This window comes from Oleidesulfovibrio alaskensis DSM 16109 (assembly GCF_000482745.1).
Taxonomy (GTDB): Bacteria; Desulfobacterota; Desulfovibrionia; order Desulfovibrionales; family Desulfovibrionaceae; genus Oleidesulfovibrio; species Oleidesulfovibrio alaskensis.
Window position 1 is genome coordinate 289,915 of the sequence record NZ_AXWQ01000004.1, and the last position, 17,419, is coordinate 307,333.

Here is a 17,419-nt window from a genome sequence, read left to right on the forward strand (position 1 = left end):
AGTAGTTCCTAATAATTCAAGACCTCTCTCCAAAGGAGATCCACTATGAACGAACGTACCGGAATCATCACGTTTAAAGGCAACGGCCTCACCCTGCAGGGAACCCCTGTGGAAAAAGGCGGCAAAGCCCCCGACTTTACAGTGCTTGCCAATGATCTTTCGCCCCGCACACTGGCATACTATAAAGGAAAGGTACTTATCCTCAGTTCGGTGCCTTCGCTCGACACCCCCGTATGCGATGTGGAAACCCGCAGGTTCAATCAGGAGGCAGCCAACCTCGGCGATGACGTGAAGGTGCTGACGGTGAGCGCCGACCTGCCCTTTGCGCAGGCCCGCTGGTGCGGCGCCGCCGGCATTGATGCCGTGGAAACGCTTTCCGACCACAAAGATCTTGCTTTCGGTAATGCATACGGCGTGGTCATAAAAGAACTGCGCCTGCTGGCAAGAGCAGTTTTCGTCGTCAACCGCGATGGCGTCATCACCTATCAGCAGATAGTGCCTGAAGTCACTTCGGAACCCGACTACGAAGCTGCCATTGCAGCCGCCAAAGCGGCATTGTAACCGGACCATGAAGGGCGGCCTGCAGGCCGCCCTTTTTTTTCAATACGTCCACACCTGACATTTGTCGCCTCAGAACCCATGCCACCACGGTATGCCCCGCAAGCATCTCGCCCTGCAGCCGCATGAAAACAGCATCCGGCCCCTCTGACTGAAAAAACGCCGCCGCCCGCAGCACGGCCGCGCAGCGCGTCCTTCTGTCACACTTGCCCGCCGCCCTCTCCTGCGCTAGGTTGCGGACTGCACATAGTCAGCCCAAAGGAGCCGCCCGTGACCACGGAACATATACGAACGCATATCATTACCACGGTGCTCAGCCGTCTTGACCGCGACCACAGCAGCCGTCAGGAAGCGCTGGAAGAATTCATGAGCGTAACCCTGCCCGCAGTGGATCAGCGTGCGGCACGGCAGGTATCGGGGCTGGTGCCCACCATTCCCGACACTATTTATGAAAAATGGGCCGCCATGTTTGCAGACCGCCTGCTGGAAACAGTTGAAGAAAAACAGCTCCAGATGCTGTGTGACGGCAAAAAAGACAATGAGGCCACCCTGTGCCTTGTCTATCTGATGTTTATGGAATCGGAAAAAATGGAAAAGCAGATAGCGGAAGACCTGCACGCGCTGGGCATGCAGTCATCCGCCTCTGACGCGGTGGGCAACATGCTGGGGGTTTATTTCCGCAGCAGGCTGGAACAAAGACAGCAGACAACACAAGAGGCATCTGCACGCTAGTAACAGCAACACGGATTCCGGCGTACACAGCAGGCAAGGGCCGCCGTGGCTGCGGCGGCCCGTACAGTTCAGTCACGCAGCCGCGCTGCCGGCACGGTTATCTTTTTTCAACCCGCAGGCCGGCTTCCTCGGCAATTACACCGTATGTACAGCCCCCGCACTCCAGTTCCCAGTCCATTCCGGGAAACAGACTGGCTCTGGCTGACCATTCATCGTTTACAAAGATGTCCTTGGCTCCGCCGTTTTCTTCATACCGCAGTTGCGTGTCACCGGCCAGCCGGGCAAGCTCCCCCTCTATAAGGAGCAGCGGCAGGGTCGTTGCGCTTTGCGTCGACATGGTAAGCACCTCCTTGGACATGGACTGCAGACACCGCGCACAATCAGACCGGATCCGGACCTGCACGGCGGTTCTGCCCGAAAAACAGTAAACACACACTTACATAATAGACATCAGCGGCGCCATGTCCAGCACCCAGATACAACCCGTAACCACAGAGAAATTCATGTCGCAGCATATACAAATCCTCTCCGCGGAACTCGGCGTTCCGCGCTCCGGCATCACCGCAGCCGCAGCCCTGCTGGACGAAGGAGCCACAGTGCCCTTCATCAGCCGTTACCGCAAGGAAGCCACCGGCGGGCTGGATGAAACCGTCATCACCGCCATACGCGACGGCATGACCAGACTGCGCGCTCTGGACAAACGTCGCGAAGCGGTCATTGCCTCGTTGCAGGAACGCGACCTGCTGACTGCCGAACTGCACGGTGCGGTTATGCAGGCCGCCACCATGACCGCGCTGGAAGACGTATACCTGCCGTACAAGCCCAAACGCCGCACCCGTGCACAGATGGCGCGGGAACGCGGACTGGAACCGCTGGCAGACCTGCTGATGCAGCAGCGCGGACGCAGAGTGCACGACGATGCACTTGCATTTATCACTCCGGACGGCACCCCCAAAGAGACAGCAGTGCCCGATTCCGCATCCGCCCTGGCAGGAGCCAGAGACATAGTGGCCGAACGGATAAGCGAAGATACTGCAGCGCGGCAGGCCCTCCGGCAGCTGTTCCGCGAAAAAGGCATAATAAGCTCCGCCGTAAGCAAAGGGAAAGAAGAGGAAGGCGCCAAATTCCGTGACTGGTTTGCCTGGTCGGAACCTGCGGCCAAGGCTGCGGGCCACCGCATTCTGGCCCTGCTGCGCGGTGAGCGTGAAGGTGTGCTGACGGTACGGCTGCGCCCTGACGACACGGCTGCGCTGACCCTGCTCAAACGCCGTTTTCTGAAAAAACAGGTTCCGCTGCACATGCAGGGATCTGAGGAAACCGACAGCGGCAATGTGGTACTGGCTGTTGAAGACGCATGGAAGCGTCTGCTGATTCCCGCGCTGGAAACAGAAACCATGCATTTTTTCCGTGAACAGGCTGAAGATCAGGCCATCAGGGTATTCGCCGCCAACTTGCGGGACCTGATGCTGGCACCACCGCTGGGGCAAAAACGTGTGCTGGCCATGGATCCGGGCTTCCGCACAGGGGTCAAAACCGTGTGTCTGGATGAGCAGGGCGCCCTGCTGCATCACCAGACAATTTATCCGCATACCGGAACGGGTAAAGCGCAGGAAGCCGCGTCGGCTGTACGGCGCATGGCGGAACAGTTCGGCATAGAGGCCATTGCCATAGGCAACGGTACAGCCGGACGCGAAACAGAGACTTTTGTCAAGGGACTGGGGCTGGCAGACCATATTGCCGTTGTCATGGTGGACGAGGCAGGCGCCTCTGTCTACTCCGCCTCGGAAACGGCCCGCAGGGAATTTCCCGACCACGATGTCACAGTCCGCGGAGCGGTTTCAATCGGGCGCAGACTCATGGACCCGCTGGCCGAACTGGTAAAAATCGACCCCAAAGCCATCGGCGTGGGGCAGTATCAACATGATGTGAACCAGACCGCGCTGAAACAGGCTCTGGATGATACCGTCATGTCCTGCGTGAACCATGTCGGCGTGGAACTCAATACAGCAAGCGCGGAACTGCTTGCCTATGTGTCCGGTCTCGGGCCGGCTCTTGCCAGCGGCATTGTGGCTTACCGCACTCAGAACGGTCCGTTCAAAAGCCGCAGCCAGCTGCTGAAAGTGCCCCGGCTGGGACCGAAGGCATTTGAACAGGCAGCGGGGTTTCTGCGCATAGGCACGGCCCTGCACGACGGCAACCCGCTGGACGCCACAGCGGTGCACCCCGAAAGCTACCCCGTTGTGGAACGCATGGCTGCAGACGCCGGCACCACCGTCGCCAGCCTCATTGCCGATGCGGGGCTGCGCGGGGCCATCCGCCCCGAAGCGTATGTCACAGACACCACGGGGCTGCCCACATTGCTGGATATTGTGAACGAGCTGGCAAAACCCGGACGTGACCCCAGACCGGCCTTCGAGCTGTTCCGCTACGCCGATGTGCATACTCTGGATGATCTGCAGGAAGGCATGGTGCTGCCGGGCGTGGTCACCAATGTGACCGCTTTCGGTGCGTTTGTGGATATAGGCGTACATCAGGACGGACTGGTGCATATAAGCCAGCTGGCAGACAAGTTTGTCCGTGATCCTGCAGAGGTTGTCAGGGTGCGTCAGCAGGTGCAGGTGCGGGTGCTTGAAGTTGATCATAAGCGCAGGCGTATCAGCCTGAGCATGAAACAGTCCGTCTGACAGCAGACTGCAGCGGCATAACACAACAGCGCCCCGCGGCTTTTCTGCCGCGGGGCGCTTTTTGTTATGCATACCTTGTGCAGGTTGTCAGCGGGGTGACGCACCCGCGGGCTGTACCGTCTGCACCGGTCATACGCCGCAATCAGCGGATGCAGGTGCCGTATCAATCCATATTGCGCACATCCGGCGGCATTCCCCGCCGCAGGCAGACACGCAGGGCTGCACCGGTCCCGGAAACAACAGTACGCCGCTCCGGTGAACAGCAGCACACCGCTCCGGATAGACAGCAGCACACCGCTCCGGATAGACAGCGGCACGCCGCTTCAGGCCCAGCCCTGCAGCGGTATCAGGCCTGTTCGTCACGCTGGCGTATTTCAGCCCGCTTGATCTTGCCGCTTATGGTTTTGGGCAATTCGTCCACATAATCTATGATACGCGGATACTTATACGGTGCAGTCACCTTTTTAACATGGTTCTGCAACTCTTTAGTCAGGGCTTCACCGGCTTCATAACCGCCGGCCAGCACCACTGTGGCTTTAACCGCCTGCCCGCGCAGAGGGTCGGGCACGCCGGTAACCGCAGCTTCAATAACTGCAGGATGGGAAACAAGCGCCGACTCAACTTCGAACGGGCCGATACGGTAGCCGGAGCTCTTTATGAGGTCATCCACGCGGCCCAGAAACCACAGATATCCGTCCTCGTCCATCCATGCCTTGTCGCCGGTATGGTAGTAGCCGTCAAACATCACCGACGCCGTTTTTTCCGGCTCGTCCAGATACCCCTTGAAAAGCCCCACAGGAGCGCCTTCGGCCACGCGGACACATATCTCGCCCTCTTCACCGGCGGGACACATATTACCGCCGGCATCCATCAGCACCACATCCCAGCCGGGCACCGGTCTGCCGATGGAGCCGGGCTTGGGCTGCATGTTGCGGAACGTGGCCACCTGCAGAGTGGTTTCCGTCTGTCCGTAGCCTTCATAAATGGGCAGTCCGGTGGCTGCCAGCCAGTCGGCGTAAACGCTTTCGTTCAGCAATTCACCGGCTGTGGTGCAGTGGCGCAGGCAGGAAAGGTCGCACTGCGAAAGGTCTTCGCGCACCAGAAAACGATACACCGTGGGCGGTGCGCAGAAGGTGGTTATCCTGTTTTCGGCCATGATGCGCAAAAGCTCTGCCGGCACAAACTTGCCGCGAAAATCATAAACGAAAACAGCGGCACCGGCCATCCACTGGCCGTAGAACTTGCCCCACAGCGCCTTGCCCCAGCCTGTGTCGGCAAGAGTCAGGTGCAGGTCTCCGGGTTCCAGGTCGTGCCAGTAGGCACCGGTCATATAATGTCCCAGCGGGTACAGATGGTTGTGTTCCACCATCTTGGGCATTCCGGTGGTGCCGGATGAAAAGAAAATCAGCAGCGGATCATCGCCTCCGGCATTTTCAGCCGGAGCGGCAGGTCGGGGAAAATCAGCCGATGCCTGCTGCACCATATCATGGAAGTCGCTCCAGCCCGCGGGCAGACAGCCTTTGCCGGACTGCACCAGCACATCAAGCGTTTCCGTCTGAGGACGGGCTTCTTCTATACGGCCTGTCAGCGATGATTCAACTATCATACCGCGGATGTTGGCGCGGTTGACACGAAAAACAATATCCTTGGGCATCAGCTGCGCGGGCGAAGGCACGGGCACGGCGCCCAGACGATGTAACGCCAGCATGCTTACCCAGAACTCGATGCTGCGGTACAGGATAAGCATCACACGGTCGCCCTTGCGCAGACCGCGCTGTTTCAGCGCATTGGCCATGCGGCAGGACTGACCGTGCAACCACCCGAAGGTGTAGTCGCGCCGGACGCCGGCATCATCCACATGCACCACGGCAACATCATCACCCCGTTCAGAGGCCAGTCTGTCCAGCACATCAAACGCAAAGTTGAAATTTGCGGGCACATTCAGGGTAAAATCTCTGCAAAAATCTTCGTAGCTGGCACTGACTATCTTCTTCATCGCCTGATTTCCTCTGTTCTCTTATACTGTTCTGTTGTGACTGCCTGCTCTGCAGGCCGGTTGCCTGTACTATGAGCCTTGCGGCCTGTTTCCATTCGCAGCGGCATCCCGCACCGGACAGCAGCACACACGGCACTGATTCCGGCCGAATGGAAACTAGCTAATCACATCCAGAAACACGGCGTCGGCGCCGTCAAGAGCACGCAGAGCATGCGGAATCCTCGACTCGAAATAGATGGAATCGCCCGGTTCCAGCACGTTGCGTTTGGACTCAAGCCATATTTCAAGCCTGCCTTCCAGCATATAGATGAATTCCTGACCGCTGTGTTCATTCCACGAAAGGTCGCTTTCGGCTTTAGGCGGCACCCGTACCATAAAAGGCTCCATACGACGGCCTGTCATACGCGAAGCAAGATTACGGTAGTCGTAGTCCTTGCGGCGTTCCACAGCCAGCCCTTCCCCTTTGCGCACCAGCGTAAAATCGTGCAGGTGAGCGTCGCCGCCCGACACAAGCGCCGTCAGATCAACTCCGCAGGCTCTTGCGACATCGGTAAGATAACTGACAGGAATCTCAACCTCTCCGCTTTCGTAGCGCTCAACAACCTGCGACGTCACACCCACTTTCTGCGCAAGCTCCTCTGCAGAAAAGCCTACAGCATCCCTGAGTCCCAGCAGGCGCGGGGCAATTTCCCTGTACGGCTGAGAAAAAGCATCGCTGCTCATTCTTTTCTCCTTTTTTCAAGTCTGCAGCGCTACACGGCGCCAGCAGCACATTCATTATCGAAACAAACGCTCTACCGCGGATTCACCCGCAGGCGCAAGCGCCAAATTACCGGCGTATTCACAGTTGCAGCAGCGGCCCTGCGCAGGATGCAAAAAAGGCACGAACCGGAGCGGTTCGTGCCTTGAAGCTGCTTGTTATCTGCAACCGGCGCCGCATAAAGCGGCCACGCCCCGACTCTGGTCAGGGGTGAATAATTCGTCCGTTGCGTTCCACCATATTTACAGCGTTCACCACCTGTCTGCCCAGCGGTGTTTCCTTATTCATTTCACGCTCTATGTTGGCTATACCTTTGATAACCGTGGAATGCTTGCGGTTGAAACGCTTACCGATTTCTTCCAGCGAAAGGTCGGTATGCTTGCGGGCAAGAAAGAACGCCGTGTTGCGCGCTATGACAAGCTCGCGGCGGCGGCTTCTGGACTGCAGCTGCTCTTTGGAAATATCAAACCCGCTGCATATCTGACGCACGATGGCATCAATATCAAGCACCGCTTCGCGCTTGGCGTAGTGGCCGATAATCTCCCACGCCATGTCCATGGTTATCTGCTGGTTGAGCAACCGCGCCTTGAGCAGCAGGTTACGCAGGCAGCTTTCTATCTGACGCACATCGGCGCGGATATTGTCTGCCAGCAGATCAGCCACCTGTTCGGGCAGCTGCACATGGTGCAGGCGGGCTTTTTCGCGCAGAATCTGTTTGCGGGTTTCAAATGTCGGCTTTTCAATGACGGCCAGCAATCCTGAACAGAAACGCGAGGTGAGCTGCGAATCAAGGTCATTCAGGTCTTTGGGTGCAAACGAGCTGGAAAACAGCACCTTGGCCCCGCGCGACTGCAAAGCCTTCACGGTGGAAAGCACTTCGTCCTGCATGCGCTGTTTGCCCTGAAGAAAGTGGACATCTTCAAGCAGCAGCACATCCACATCGCGGTAACGGGCTTTAAAGCGGTCCACTTCCTTTGCTTTCAGCGCACAGATAAGCCGCGTGGCAAATTCTTCCGCTGTCAGATACTCCACACGGGGCAGGGTACGGTTGCTGATATTGCAAAGCTGCTGCCCCACGGCATGCAGAAGGTGTGTTTTTCCGAGCCCGGGGTCGGAACTGAGAAAAAGAGTGTCGCTGCGGAAAGACTGCTGGCAGATATCCTGTGACGCCGCAAAGGCCATCTGGTTGCTTGGCCCCACAACAAATTCATCAAAACTGTGCATCCATTTGATGCTGTCCGCAGAACGGGACGCATAATGCAGGGGCAGCCCCATCTGCTCGGCACCGCTGGTTCTGGCAGCTGCCGGACGCTTCTGCGCGGGCACCTGCACCGGTCTGGGGGCGGCGGCGGGCTCTTCACCGGATACAACGGTAATGGTGGGCACACTGCCAAGCACAGAGGCAGCGGCTTTTTCGATTTCGTTCATTAGCCTGTCGCGGACCCAGCTGGCAACGAAGGCATTGGGCGCGACAAGACGAAGAGAGTCACCGGCCTGCTCTGCAGCAAGCGGTTTGATCCAGACCTTAAAAAGGCCCGGATTCAGATTGTCGCGGAGAGTATGTTCAATTTGCGCCCAAGCGTTTATCATGACGGGTTGATTACGTTCTATCTAAGGTTGCTGCAAGGATCGAAAACCGGACATCGGCACGAGTCCGGCGACGAGTTTTTCCCAAGTGACGGTACGCCTCAACACACTGTAGTTCCAGACAAAAACAGAAACATGGCGGATGACGCTGATCCCTGCGAGGCTATGCCCAGCAAGCATTTCCACACGGCTTCCACACCACAATCCACAGCTTGTGGAAAAAGTTTTCCACAAGACACAGAACGATTTTCTGCGTTTTGCTTAATAAAACTTCTTATTTTGGCGTTTTTGAGAACTGGCGAAAAGAAATCGCCATGTACGACAGTTCGGAATCAGGGCTGACCGCGCCCCGCATCACGCAGCGGATACCTGCCGCAGGTGAAGCGTTCTCCTTCGGGACAATAGCCCAGACGCACACATTTGGCTCCGGCGTGGCGGAAAATGACCGGAAGCGCGCCACGGCAGCGCTCCAGCATCATATCGGCCATATGGCGGATTTCCCACTGCGCACGGGAACAGCAGCGCTCTTCAAAAAAGTGGAGAAGCACTCTGCAGTTCATGGTCAGCACTATTTTGCTCTCGGCAGCCTGCGGCAGGACAAAGCGGGCGTCCTCATTGGCCTTGGCCCCTTTGCGTCCGTCCTGCTCCAGAATCTGCTTCAAATCGCGGTAGGCACTGCCCACTTCGGCCATAAAGGCCTCGAAACGTGCCCGTGCTGCCTGATTACGGGCAATGGCGGGCGGCAGTATATACTCGAAGTTACTTCCATCCACATACCGCTGGCTCTGCTGCGAATAAGAGGCAAGCCGGTGACGCACCAGCTGGTGCGTCAAAGCGCGGGAAACGCCCTCTACAGCAAAGGTAAAGCTGACATGCTCAATGGGGCTCGCGTGGCCGGATTCAAGCACCTGAGAAATGAAATCGGCCTGTTTCTGCCTGTCAATGTCGCCGGCCACCAGCCGCTGCCACATATCGCCTGCAAAACCGGCATGATAACATTGTCTGAATGCCGCATAGATGAGCGACAGAGGTTCGGGGGTATGGGCCAACAGCTCCACTCGGCATTCTTTACTGGGCATACTACATCCATCCGGTCTGGCTTCCCGCGGGGGAAATCAGTGCACCCGCCCGGAGGCGGGTGGTCTTGTTATTACGCAAGCAGATTCATATGGCGATACGCTTTGGCCGTGGCCATGCGTCCGCGGGGCGTGCGTTTAAGAAAGCCGCACTGGATAAGATACGGCTCATAAATATCTTCAATGGTGCGAACCTCTTCGGAACAGGCCACGGCAAGCGTTTTAACGCCCACAGGCCCCCCTGCAAAGTGTTCGATAAGCACCGAAAGCAGCTTGCGGTCCATCTGATCCAGCCCCAGCTCGTCCACATCCATGCGTGCCAGAGCGTCAGAGGCAAGCGCGGCGGTGACTGCGGCAGAATTCTGCACCGAAGCGAAATCGCGCACCCTGCGCAGCAGCCTGTTGGCTATGCGGGGGGTGCCCCGCGATCTGCGCCCTATTTCCACCGCGCCGTCTTCTGTAAGGGATACACCCATTATGCCTGCCGTACGTTTGACTATGCAGGCCAGCTCCGCCGGAGTGTAAAATTCAAGCCGGCTGATGATTCCGAAACGGTCGCGCAGCGGAGAGGAGAGCAGTCCGATGCGGGTTGTGGCTCCTACCAGAGTAAAGGGCTCAAGGTCAATCTTGACGGTGCGTGCACCCGGCCCCTGTCCGATGACCAGATCAAGCTTGAAGTCCTCCATGGCCGGATACAGAACCTCTTCCACGGCCACGGGCATTCTGTGAATTTCATCCACAAAAAGCAGATCACCTTTGCCCAGATTGGTCAGAATGGCTGCCAGATCGCCGCTGCGCTCAAGCACCGGTCCGGAAGTGCACACCATATTGACGCCCATCTCGGAGGCCATGATCTGGGCCAGAGTTGTTTTGCCCAGACCGGGGTTGCCGTAGAACAGCGTATGGTCCATGGCCTGCCCGCGGCCCCGGGCCGCCTGCAGATACACCCGCAGGTTGGCGCGCAGGTCTTCCTGCCCGATAAAATCATCCAGCGTTCTCGGGCGGATCGAATCATCAACACATTCCTGTTCCATCATCATCTCGCCTTTGCAAGCGCTTTAAGCGCCGCACGCAACGCTTCGCTCACATCCAGATCGGGATCCTGCTTCAGAATGTTTTTCAGCACGGGGGCGGCTTCTTCTTCGGCATAACCGAGATTGCCCAGTGCCTGAACGGCATCGCGCAGCACACTGCCCGGCACACCGGCGGCCAGACCGGCCGAAGCAGGCAGCGATTCCACTTTAAGCTTGTATTTCAGTTCCAGCAGAATGTGCTGGGCGCTTTTTTTGCCGATGCCGGAAACCCGCGTAAGCGCCGTCACATCATCGTCGGCAACAATGCGCCGCAGGTCGTCGGGCCGGTACAGAGAAAGCACGGCAAGAGCCGTCTTGGCCCCCACTTTGGAAATGGAAATAAGCACAAGAAACGTCTGCCGCTCATCCCATCCGGAAAATCCGTACAGTTCCAGCGCGTCTTCGCGCACCACCGTGTGGATGTAAAAAGAAACCGCCGCGCCCTGTTCAGGCAGCCGCGCAAGCAGATGCGAAGGCAGATGCACTTCGTACCCCACCCCGCCCTGCGTAACCACCACACAGCTCTGCTCGGTCACTTCGGCCACTCGCCCTTCAATATATGCAATCATGGCAGATTTCCTGAAGTAGGGTTGTACATCAACGGAACAGAGAATAAAAGGCCGCTGTCCGCATTGCGCGCCGGGTTCACAGCGGCAGGCAGAAGTTACCCCGCGGCCAGCCTGCGCAATCTGCGCATATTCAGATGACAGATGGCCGCGGCCAGCGCGTCGCCCGTATCCGGACCCCAGTCGCCTTTCACGCCCAGCAGGCGGGCCACCATAAAGCTGACCTGCTCTTTTTCGGCACGGCCCACTCCCACAATTGTTTTTTTTATTTCTGTGGGAGCATAGCTTGCTACAGGCAGGTGATGTGCAGCGCAGGCAGCCACTGCCGCACCCCGCGCCTGTCCCAGTTTAAGAGCAGAAGCGGCATTTTTGGCGGTAAAGACATTTTCAACCGATGCTTCGTCCGGCATATGCCGGGCAATCACCTCATGCAGCCCGTGATAAATAGCGCCGAGCCTGTCAGAAAATTCATCGCCCCGGGGGCGCACCGCACCGCAATCCACCAGCGTCAGCACGCCGGAAACCTCGCGCACGATACCCCAGCCCGTTGTTCTCGACCCCGGGTCTATGCCCAGCACCGTTATACCCTGCGTTGTCATTGCGCTCCGGCCGCCTTGTATGTCTGCCCTGCCCCGCCATGCCGGCGGAACAAGCCGGCCGGAACAGAGTTCCGGCCGGCCGTAAAGGCTAGTCTTCCATTTCGGCCAGCACTTCATCAGGCAGGTCGAAGTTGGCAAACACGTTCTGTACGTCGTCGTTCTCTTCCAGCGCATCCACCAGACGCAGCAGTTTCTTGCCGGTTTCCGCATCCACTTCGATGGTGTTCTGCGGCACGCTGGCCAGTTCCACCGATTCCGCGGTCACTCCGGCCTGCTCAAAAGCGGCCTTCACATCTTCAAAAGAAGAAGGATCCACATGCACCGCCCAGCTGTCGCCTTCATCGATGACGTCATCGCAACCGGCTTCCAGCCCGATTTCCATCAGCTGGTCTTCGGAATAGGCTTCCTTGGGAAAAGTCAGCACGCCCTTTTTGTCAAACATCCAGCCCACACAGCCGGCCTCGCCCATGGAGCCGCCGGATTTGGTCAGGATGTGGCGCACTTCAGCCACGGTACGGTTTTTATTGTCGGTGGCCACTTCAATCAGAAAAGCAATGCCGCCGGGGCCGTAGCCTTCGTACACCAGTTCAAAAATATCTCCGCCGGCCAGTTCGCCGGTACCCTTCTTGATGGCGGTCTCAATTTTGTCCTTGGGCAGGTTCACCGCTTTAGCCGCGGCAATGGCCGCACGCAGACGGCTGTTGGCCACCGGATCACCCCCGCCTTTGGCGGCGATGATTATTTCTTTGGCAACCTTGGTGAACGCCTTGGATTTTTTGGCGTCCTGACGTCCCTTGCGGTGCTGGATGTTTTTCCATTTACTATGTCCGGCCATACTTCCTCCTTAAAAAGGCAATGCCGGCAGCCACCGGAGCACCCCGCCGTGTCAGGCACAGCGGCAGCCCCCAGTCAGCGCGCCGCAGCGCGCTCCGGTCATTGCAAAACTGTTCTGCGAAAAAGACCTTTCAGTCTTCGCCCTCTTGTTCAGAAAACTCCGGCAGCCCTTTAAACCCCAGTCCGATATAAAAGGTTTCCTTACTCTCGGAGCGCGAGCTTTTGGGCTTGAACGACTTAACAGCGGTAAACAGCGTACGCATCTGCTTCACATACGCTTCTACATCCGGTCCCATGAAAATCTTGACCACAAAGCTGCCGCCTTCTACGAGATGAAGTGAGGCAACCGCAAGCGCTTCAAAGCACAGATTGGACGATCTGGCCTGATCGGTGAACTTGTGGCCCGTGGTTTTAGGAGCCATATCACTTATGACGACGTCAAAAGGACCGGTCTCGGACAGCGCCTGCTCGAATTCTGCAGAACGCTCGAAGACATCTTCCTGCATAAACGTGACATTGGACGGAAAAACAGTCTCTGTGGTCTGGATGTCGGCAGCCAGCACCCTGCCCGAAGGTCCGATTTTTTCCGCCGCGCCAAGCGACCATGACCCGGGGGCCGCGCCAAGATCGAGCACACGCATGCCTTGCTTCAAGATGCCGAAGCGTTTATCTATTTCTTTCAGCTTATAGACAGACCGCGCGGGATAATTCTCCCGTTTGGCCTTCAGAAAATAATGGTCACGATATTTTTTCATTGCTTCACCTGCGGCACTTGTATCCGAAAGTGCCCCGAACGCCAAGGCCGCTCATGACTGTACGCCGCACAACCAGCTTTCGTCCGCCCCGCATTACCGTGCGCAACTGGAACGGCACGACGCAGACCCTGCCCGACGGCGGGCAGTCGTATGAAACACTCACCGGCACAAAAAATGTTCTGGTGCTGGGCCTGGGCCCTTTTCCGGCTCAGGCGGCCGCGCTGGCTGACGCACTGGCGCGCCGGCAGACCAGCGCCACCGGCGGTCATGACAGCGGGGGGTATGTTTCCTATGTCGAATGCACGGATTTCGCAAGTCAAATGCCCGCATCGTGGCACGAGGCCATACCGCGTCACTGGCAAAACAGCACACCGGATGCCCCGCCGCCATACGACGGCACGGGCTGCGGCTCCGATGACTCTGCGCCTGCCGCAGAAAGTGACAGACTGGCACAGCTGGTGCGGAATCACGTGCGGCAGGGCGGCAGCATTGTCGCCTACAGGCAGAACGCGCGCCTTTTTCCCGGTTACTGGGGCAAAGCCCTTGCAGCGGCACGGCTGGAGCATATGCGGCGCGCATCCAGTACATCCGCCCGCTGTGAAAAAGATACCGTGCTGCTGGCCGGATCGCGCAGCGACCTGCTTGTACTTGAACTGCACCACGCCCTTACCGGTGCCGGACTGCAGGTTCAATGCATATCCCCGGACGACGGGCACGCTCTGCCCGCGGCCCTGCGCCACTGCAGCCCGGCTCTTTTTCTGTGCGTCAACTTCAAGGGGCTGGACACATGGGGCGAGCGGTTCAACCTGCTGGATGCGGCAGGCGTACCGGTGGCAGTCTGGTGCGTTGACAATCCGTGGCACCTTGTGTCCGGCATCCGGAGCCCTTTCTGGAAGCAGGTCAGACTGTTTGTGACCGACAGTTCTTTCTGCCGTCCTCTGCAGGAGCACGGGGCGCGCCATGTACAGCACCTGCCGCTGGCAACCATGGCAGAACTGTTTGACCCGGCACGGGTACAGGCGGCGCAGCTGCCGCCTGCAAAGTCGTGCGGCGCTCTACCGGACGGTCTGGAGCATATGCTCATCTTTGCCGGACGATCCGCCTTTCCCGACAGGGAACGCTTTTTTGCCGGATGCCGGTACCCGCACGCAGCCATGCAGCAGGCGGATGAAATGCTGCGCCACGGCGAGCGCCCCGACTTTGACTGGTGGTGCGCAACACTGCGCACAAGCCCGTTGTGGCCCTCGCATGAAGTACGCTCCGCCGGACTTGCCGCCGAGGAATGCGCCCGCCGCTGGCGTACCGCCTGTCTGACAGCCTGCGCGGCCATACCCGGCTCAGCGTTGACAGTTTTCGGCGATGACGGCTGGCAGAGCCTGCTGCCGCAGGGCACCGCCGTGCATCCGCCCGTGGATTACTATACCGTTCTGCCGCATCTGTATGCCCGTGCCGCCGCCACACTCAACCTGACCAGCATGCTGCTGCCCGCAGGGCTTACCCAGCGCAACTTCGACGTATGGGCTGCGGGCGGTTTCTGCCTGACAGACAACACCCCCGGTCTGGAAATTTTTCCACGGGAACTTGTATGCGAATCCTCCTTCCGCACTGCCGGAGAAATTCCAGAACTGTTCGGCCGGGTGCTGCATGACCACGCATGGCGTCGTCAGGTTGCACGGGCGTGGCACAGCCACATACTGGCCCGTCACACATACCATCACCGCATTGCCGCGCTGCTGGAAGCCTGCGGCTGCCGGTGACAGCTGTGCACCGTTTACAGCATGCAGCAACAGCCGGACCGTAAAAATCCGGCAGACCCGCGGGTCTGCCGGATTGCATTTTATACACGACGCACTGCAAAACCTTCAGGCGGCTGTCAGGCGGCAAACATGGTACGCAGCCTGCGTGCTGCTTCCACCATATTTTCCAGCGCGGCCACGGTCTCGGGCCATGCTCTGGTCTTCAGCCCGCAATCAGGGTTTACCCACAGGCGCTGAGGGGGAATGCGGCGGGCGGCTTTGCACAGCAATTCCACCATCGATTCCACATCAGGCACGTTGGGCGAATGAATGTCATACACCCCCGGACCTATTTCGTTGGGGTAGCTGAAATGCTCGAAAACATCGAGCAGCCCCATATCCGAACGCGAAGTCTCGATGGTGATGACATCAGCATCCATGGCGGCGATGGATTCGATGATATCGTTGAACTGCGAATAGCACATGTGCGTATGCACCTGCGTCCGCGCCTCCACGCCGTTGGCCGCCAGACGGAAGGACTCCACGGCCCAGCGCAGATATTCCGCCCATTCCGGGCGGCGCAGGGGCATTCCTTCGCGCAGAGCCGCTTCATCTATCTGAATGATGCCCACACCTGCCTTCTCAAGATCAAGCACTTCATCGCGGATGGCCGCGGCAAGCTGACGGCAGGTATCCTCGCGGGGCTGATCATCGCGCACGAACGACCAGTTAAGCATGGTCACCGGCCCTGTCAGCATACCCTTCACCGGCTTTCCGGTCAGCGAAGCGGCATAGGTTATCCATTTCACCGTCATGGGAGCAGGCCGCTCGATATCGCCGTACAGGATGGGTGGCTTGACGCAGCGTGAGCCGTAGGACTGCACCCAGCCGAAACGGCTGAAGACGTATCCGGAAAGCTGCTCGCCGAAATATTCCACCATGTCGTTGCGTTCGGCCTCGCCATGAACAAGCACATCCAGCCCAAGCTCTTCCTGCCGCGCCACCACATGTCTGATGTTGGCACGCATGGCTTCTTCATATTCCTGAAGTGAAAGCTCGCCCTTGCGGTATTGCTGTCTTACGGCACGAATCTCCGCCGTCTGCGGAAACGAGCCTATGGTCGTTGTGGGAAAAAGCGGCAGTTGCAGCATCCGGCGCTGCACAAGAGAACGCTGCTCATAGGGCTGGCTGCGGTCTCCCGCCTGACCGGACAACGATGCCACCCTGGCGCGTACAGCTTCATTGCGCACCCGCTCCGAACCGCGGCGGGAAGCGATGCTGCGCGCGTTACGGGCCAGCTCTTCGGCAACGGCGTTTCTTCCGCTGCGCAGGGCTGTTCCCAGCGTGTGCAGTTCTTCCAGCTTTTGCAGCGCAAACGCCAGCCATGAACGCACTTCACTGTCCATTGCGTCTTCTGCGGCAAGGTCTACCGGCACATGCAGCAGCGAACACGAAGGAGCCAGCCAGAGCCTGTCCTGAAGCTGTCCTGCCACAGGTTCCAGCCAGTCCAGCAGCGCCGCAAGATCGGTCTTCCAGACGTTTCTGCCGTCAATGACACCAAGCGAAACAACAGTTTCACCGGGCAGTGCGGCCACAAGACGCTCTACTTCATCCCTGCCGCGCACGGCATCCACATGGACTCCGGCCACGGGCAGCGCGGCAAGGGTTTCGAGATTGCCCTGCAATGTGCCGAAATAGGTGGCCAGCAAAATACTGACCGGCGTGCCGGCAAGATAGCGGTAGGCATCAGTCAGCGCATCAAGCCACGGCTTTTCCAGCTCGGTCACCAGCACAGGTTCATCCACCTGCACCCATCCGGCACCGTTCTGCGCCAGAGTTTCAAGCAGCTCTCTGTAAACCGGCAGCAACTTTTCCAGCAGCGCCAGCCGGTCCGAACCGTCTTTGGACTTGCCCAGCCACAGGTACGTCACAGGCCCGATAATCACGGGCTTGGCCTGCACCCCGCTGCGGGCAGCTTCTTTCAGCTGGCCGGTCAGCCGGTCTGCATCCAGCCGGAAACGGCTCTGCGCGGTGAATTCCGGTACAATATAGTGGTAGTTGGTATCAAACCATTTGGTCATCTCGCCCGCATGTACAGTGTGCGTGTCTCCGGCCGAAGCCCGACCGCGGGCCACCCTGAAATACGCCTCCGTATCGCCGCCGGGCAGATTTTTTACACGCTCAGGCACATTGCCGAGGGTAAAACTCATATCCAGCACCTGATCATACAGCGAAAAATCGCCCACAGGCACATAGTCCAGCTTGTGCTGCCACTGCAGGTTCCGCTGCCGCAAACCGGCGGCCACGGACTGCAGCGCATCTTCACCGGTGCGTTCTGCCCAGTACGACTCCAGCGCGAACTTGAGCTCACGCGAAGCGCCTATGCGGGGAAATCCCAGGTTGTGAATAATCATGCTCTGTCACTCCTTTTATGGTGTTGAATCAAAGGAGCAACGACATTCA

Annotated in this window: 15 protein-coding genes; 4 read left to right on the forward strand and 11 right to left on the reverse strand. The window is 58.5% G+C overall.

Translation table 11 applies throughout. The features are described from left to right. The first annotated feature begins 45 nt into the window (after window positions 1-45). Window positions 46-561 carry a thiol peroxidase gene (gene tpx / locus H586_RS0101555; RefSeq protein WP_027181195.1) on the forward strand — a complete coding sequence of 172 codons (516 nt, stop codon included), beginning with the start codon at window positions 46-48 and terminating at the stop codon, window positions 559-561. A 267-nt stretch (window positions 562-828) separates the two neighbouring features. Further along, on the forward strand, window positions 829-1,290 hold the full coding sequence (locus H586_RS0101560) for a hypothetical protein (protein ID WP_027181196.1): 462 nt from the start codon (window positions 829-831) through the stop codon (window positions 1,288-1,290). Between the two features lie 97 nt (window positions 1,291-1,387). Here the strand turns inward: H586_RS0101560 and H586_RS0101565 are convergent, their stop codons facing one another. Then, window positions 1,388-1,627, reverse strand: a complete 240-nt coding sequence (locus H586_RS0101565) for a hypothetical protein (RefSeq protein WP_011368193.1) — start codon at window positions 1,625-1,627, stop codon at window positions 1,388-1,390. A 166-nt stretch (window positions 1,628-1,793) separates the two neighbouring features. Between H586_RS0101565 and H586_RS0101570 the strand changes: the two genes are divergently transcribed. Beyond that, window positions 1,794-3,974, forward strand: coding sequence for a Tex family protein (locus H586_RS0101570; RefSeq protein WP_027181197.1), 2,181 nt, complete (start codon window positions 1,794-1,796; stop codon window positions 3,972-3,974). Between the two features lie 346 nt (window positions 3,975-4,320). On the opposite strand, the gene H586_RS0101575 is transcribed toward H586_RS0101570, so the two are convergent. The 9 genes from H586_RS0101575 to H586_RS0101615 form a co-directional block, all read right to left on the reverse strand. Then, window positions 4,321-5,970: an AMP-binding protein gene (locus H586_RS0101575; RefSeq protein ID WP_027181198.1), complete on the reverse strand. Its 1,650-nt coding sequence runs from the start codon at window positions 5,968-5,970 to the stop codon at window positions 4,321-4,323. Between the two features lie 156 nt (window positions 5,971-6,126). After that, a complete protein-coding gene (locus H586_RS0101580; protein ID WP_027181199.1) occupies window positions 6,127-6,693 on the reverse strand; it encodes a helix-turn-helix domain-containing protein in 567 nt (188 codons plus the stop codon). A gap of 241 nt (window positions 6,694-6,934) precedes the next feature. Next, on the reverse strand, window positions 6,935-8,320 hold the full coding sequence (dnaA, locus tag H586_RS0101585) for a chromosomal replication initiator protein DnaA (RefSeq protein WP_011368197.1): 1,386 nt from the start codon (window positions 8,318-8,320) through the stop codon (window positions 6,935-6,937). Window positions 8,321-8,649: 329 nt separating this feature from the next. Then, entirely contained in the window at window positions 8,650-9,396 is a 747-nt protein-coding gene (gene thyX, locus H586_RS0101590) for an FAD-dependent thymidylate synthase (protein WP_011368198.1), read from the reverse strand. 71 nt (window positions 9,397-9,467) lie between these two features. After that, complete coding sequence (gene ruvB, locus H586_RS0101595) at window positions 9,468-10,430, reverse strand: Holliday junction branch migration DNA helicase RuvB (protein WP_027181200.1); 963 nt, start codon at window positions 10,428-10,430, stop codon at window positions 9,468-9,470. Continuing rightward, window positions 10,430-11,035: a Holliday junction branch migration protein RuvA gene (gene ruvA, locus H586_RS0101600; protein ID WP_011368200.1), complete on the reverse strand. Its 606-nt coding sequence runs from the start codon at window positions 11,033-11,035 to the stop codon at window positions 10,430-10,432. The genes ruvB and ruvA overlap by 1 nt, the downstream gene beginning before the upstream one ends. A 95-nt stretch (window positions 11,036-11,130) precedes the next feature. Beyond that, complete coding sequence (ruvC, locus tag H586_RS0101605) at window positions 11,131-11,631, reverse strand: crossover junction endodeoxyribonuclease RuvC (RefSeq protein ID WP_011368201.1); 501 nt, start codon at window positions 11,629-11,631, stop codon at window positions 11,131-11,133. An 88-nt stretch (window positions 11,632-11,719) separates the two neighbouring features. After that, entirely contained in the window at window positions 11,720-12,466 is a 747-nt protein-coding gene (locus H586_RS0101610) for a YebC/PmpR family DNA-binding transcriptional regulator (protein WP_011368202.1), read from the reverse strand. Between the two features lie 130 nt (window positions 12,467-12,596). Further along, on the reverse strand, window positions 12,597-13,220 hold the full coding sequence (locus H586_RS0101615) for an RlmE family RNA methyltransferase (protein WP_027181201.1): 624 nt from the start codon (window positions 13,218-13,220) through the stop codon (window positions 12,597-12,599). 53 nt (window positions 13,221-13,273) lie between these two features. On the opposite strand from H586_RS0101615, the gene H586_RS0101620 reads away from it, so the two are divergent. Further along, window positions 13,274-14,977, forward strand: coding sequence for a glycosyltransferase family protein (locus H586_RS0101620; protein WP_027181202.1), 1,704 nt, complete (start codon window positions 13,274-13,276; stop codon window positions 14,975-14,977). Window positions 14,978-15,093: 116 nt separating this feature from the next. Here H586_RS0101620 and metE read toward each other — a convergent pair whose 3' ends face one another. After that, window positions 15,094-17,370, reverse strand: coding sequence for a 5-methyltetrahydropteroyltriglutamate--homocysteine S-methyltransferase (gene metE, locus H586_RS0101625; protein ID WP_027181203.1), 2,277 nt, complete (start codon window positions 17,368-17,370; stop codon window positions 15,094-15,096). Window positions 17,371-17,419 lie beyond the last annotated feature (49 nt).

Bases quoted from the DNA above. Each gene is read 5' to 3' on its own strand.
- H586_RS0101610 (WP_011368202.1), bottom strand. From the start codon at position 12,466: ATGGCCGGACATAGTAAATGGAAAAACATCCAGCACCGCAAGGGACGT.
- dnaA (WP_011368197.1), bottom strand. From the start codon at position 8,320: ATGATAAACGCTTGGGCGCAAATTGAACATACTCTCCGCGACAATCTG.
- H586_RS0101620 (WP_027181202.1), top strand. From the start codon at position 13,274: ATGACTGTACGCCGCACAACCAGCTTTCGTCCGCCCCGCATTACCGTG.
- H586_RS0101570 (WP_027181197.1), top strand. From the start codon at position 1,794: ATGTCGCAGCATATACAAATCCTCTCCGCGGAACTCGGCGTTCCGCGC.
- ruvB (WP_027181200.1), bottom strand. From the start codon at position 10,430: ATGATGGAACAGGAATGTGTTGATGATTCGATCCGCCCGAGAACGCTG.
- thyX (WP_011368198.1), bottom strand. From the start codon at position 9,396: ATGCCCAGTAAAGAATGCCGAGTGGAGCTGTTGGCCCATACCCCCGAA.
- H586_RS0101565 (WP_011368193.1), bottom strand. From the start codon at position 1,627: ATGTCGACGCAAAGCGCAACGACCCTGCCGCTGCTCCTTATAGAGGGG.
- ruvA (WP_011368200.1), bottom strand. From the start codon at position 11,035: ATGATTGCATATATTGAAGGGCGAGTGGCCGAAGTGACCGAGCAGAGC.
- H586_RS0101580 (WP_027181199.1), bottom strand. From the start codon at position 6,693: ATGAGCAGCGATGCTTTTTCTCAGCCGTACAGGGAAATTGCCCCGCGC.
- metE (WP_027181203.1), bottom strand. From the start codon at position 17,370: ATGATTATTCACAACCTGGGATTTCCCCGCATAGGCGCTTCGCGTGAG.
- tpx (WP_027181195.1), top strand. From the start codon at position 46: ATGAACGAACGTACCGGAATCATCACGTTTAAAGGCAACGGCCTCACC.
- ruvC (WP_011368201.1), bottom strand. From the start codon at position 11,631: ATGACAACGCAGGGTATAACGGTGCTGGGCATAGACCCGGGGTCGAGA.
- H586_RS0101615 (WP_027181201.1), bottom strand. From the start codon at position 13,220: ATGAAAAAATATCGTGACCATTATTTTCTGAAGGCCAAACGGGAGAAT.
- H586_RS0101575 (WP_027181198.1), bottom strand. From the start codon at position 5,970: ATGAAGAAGATAGTCAGTGCCAGCTACGAAGATTTTTGCAGAGATTTT.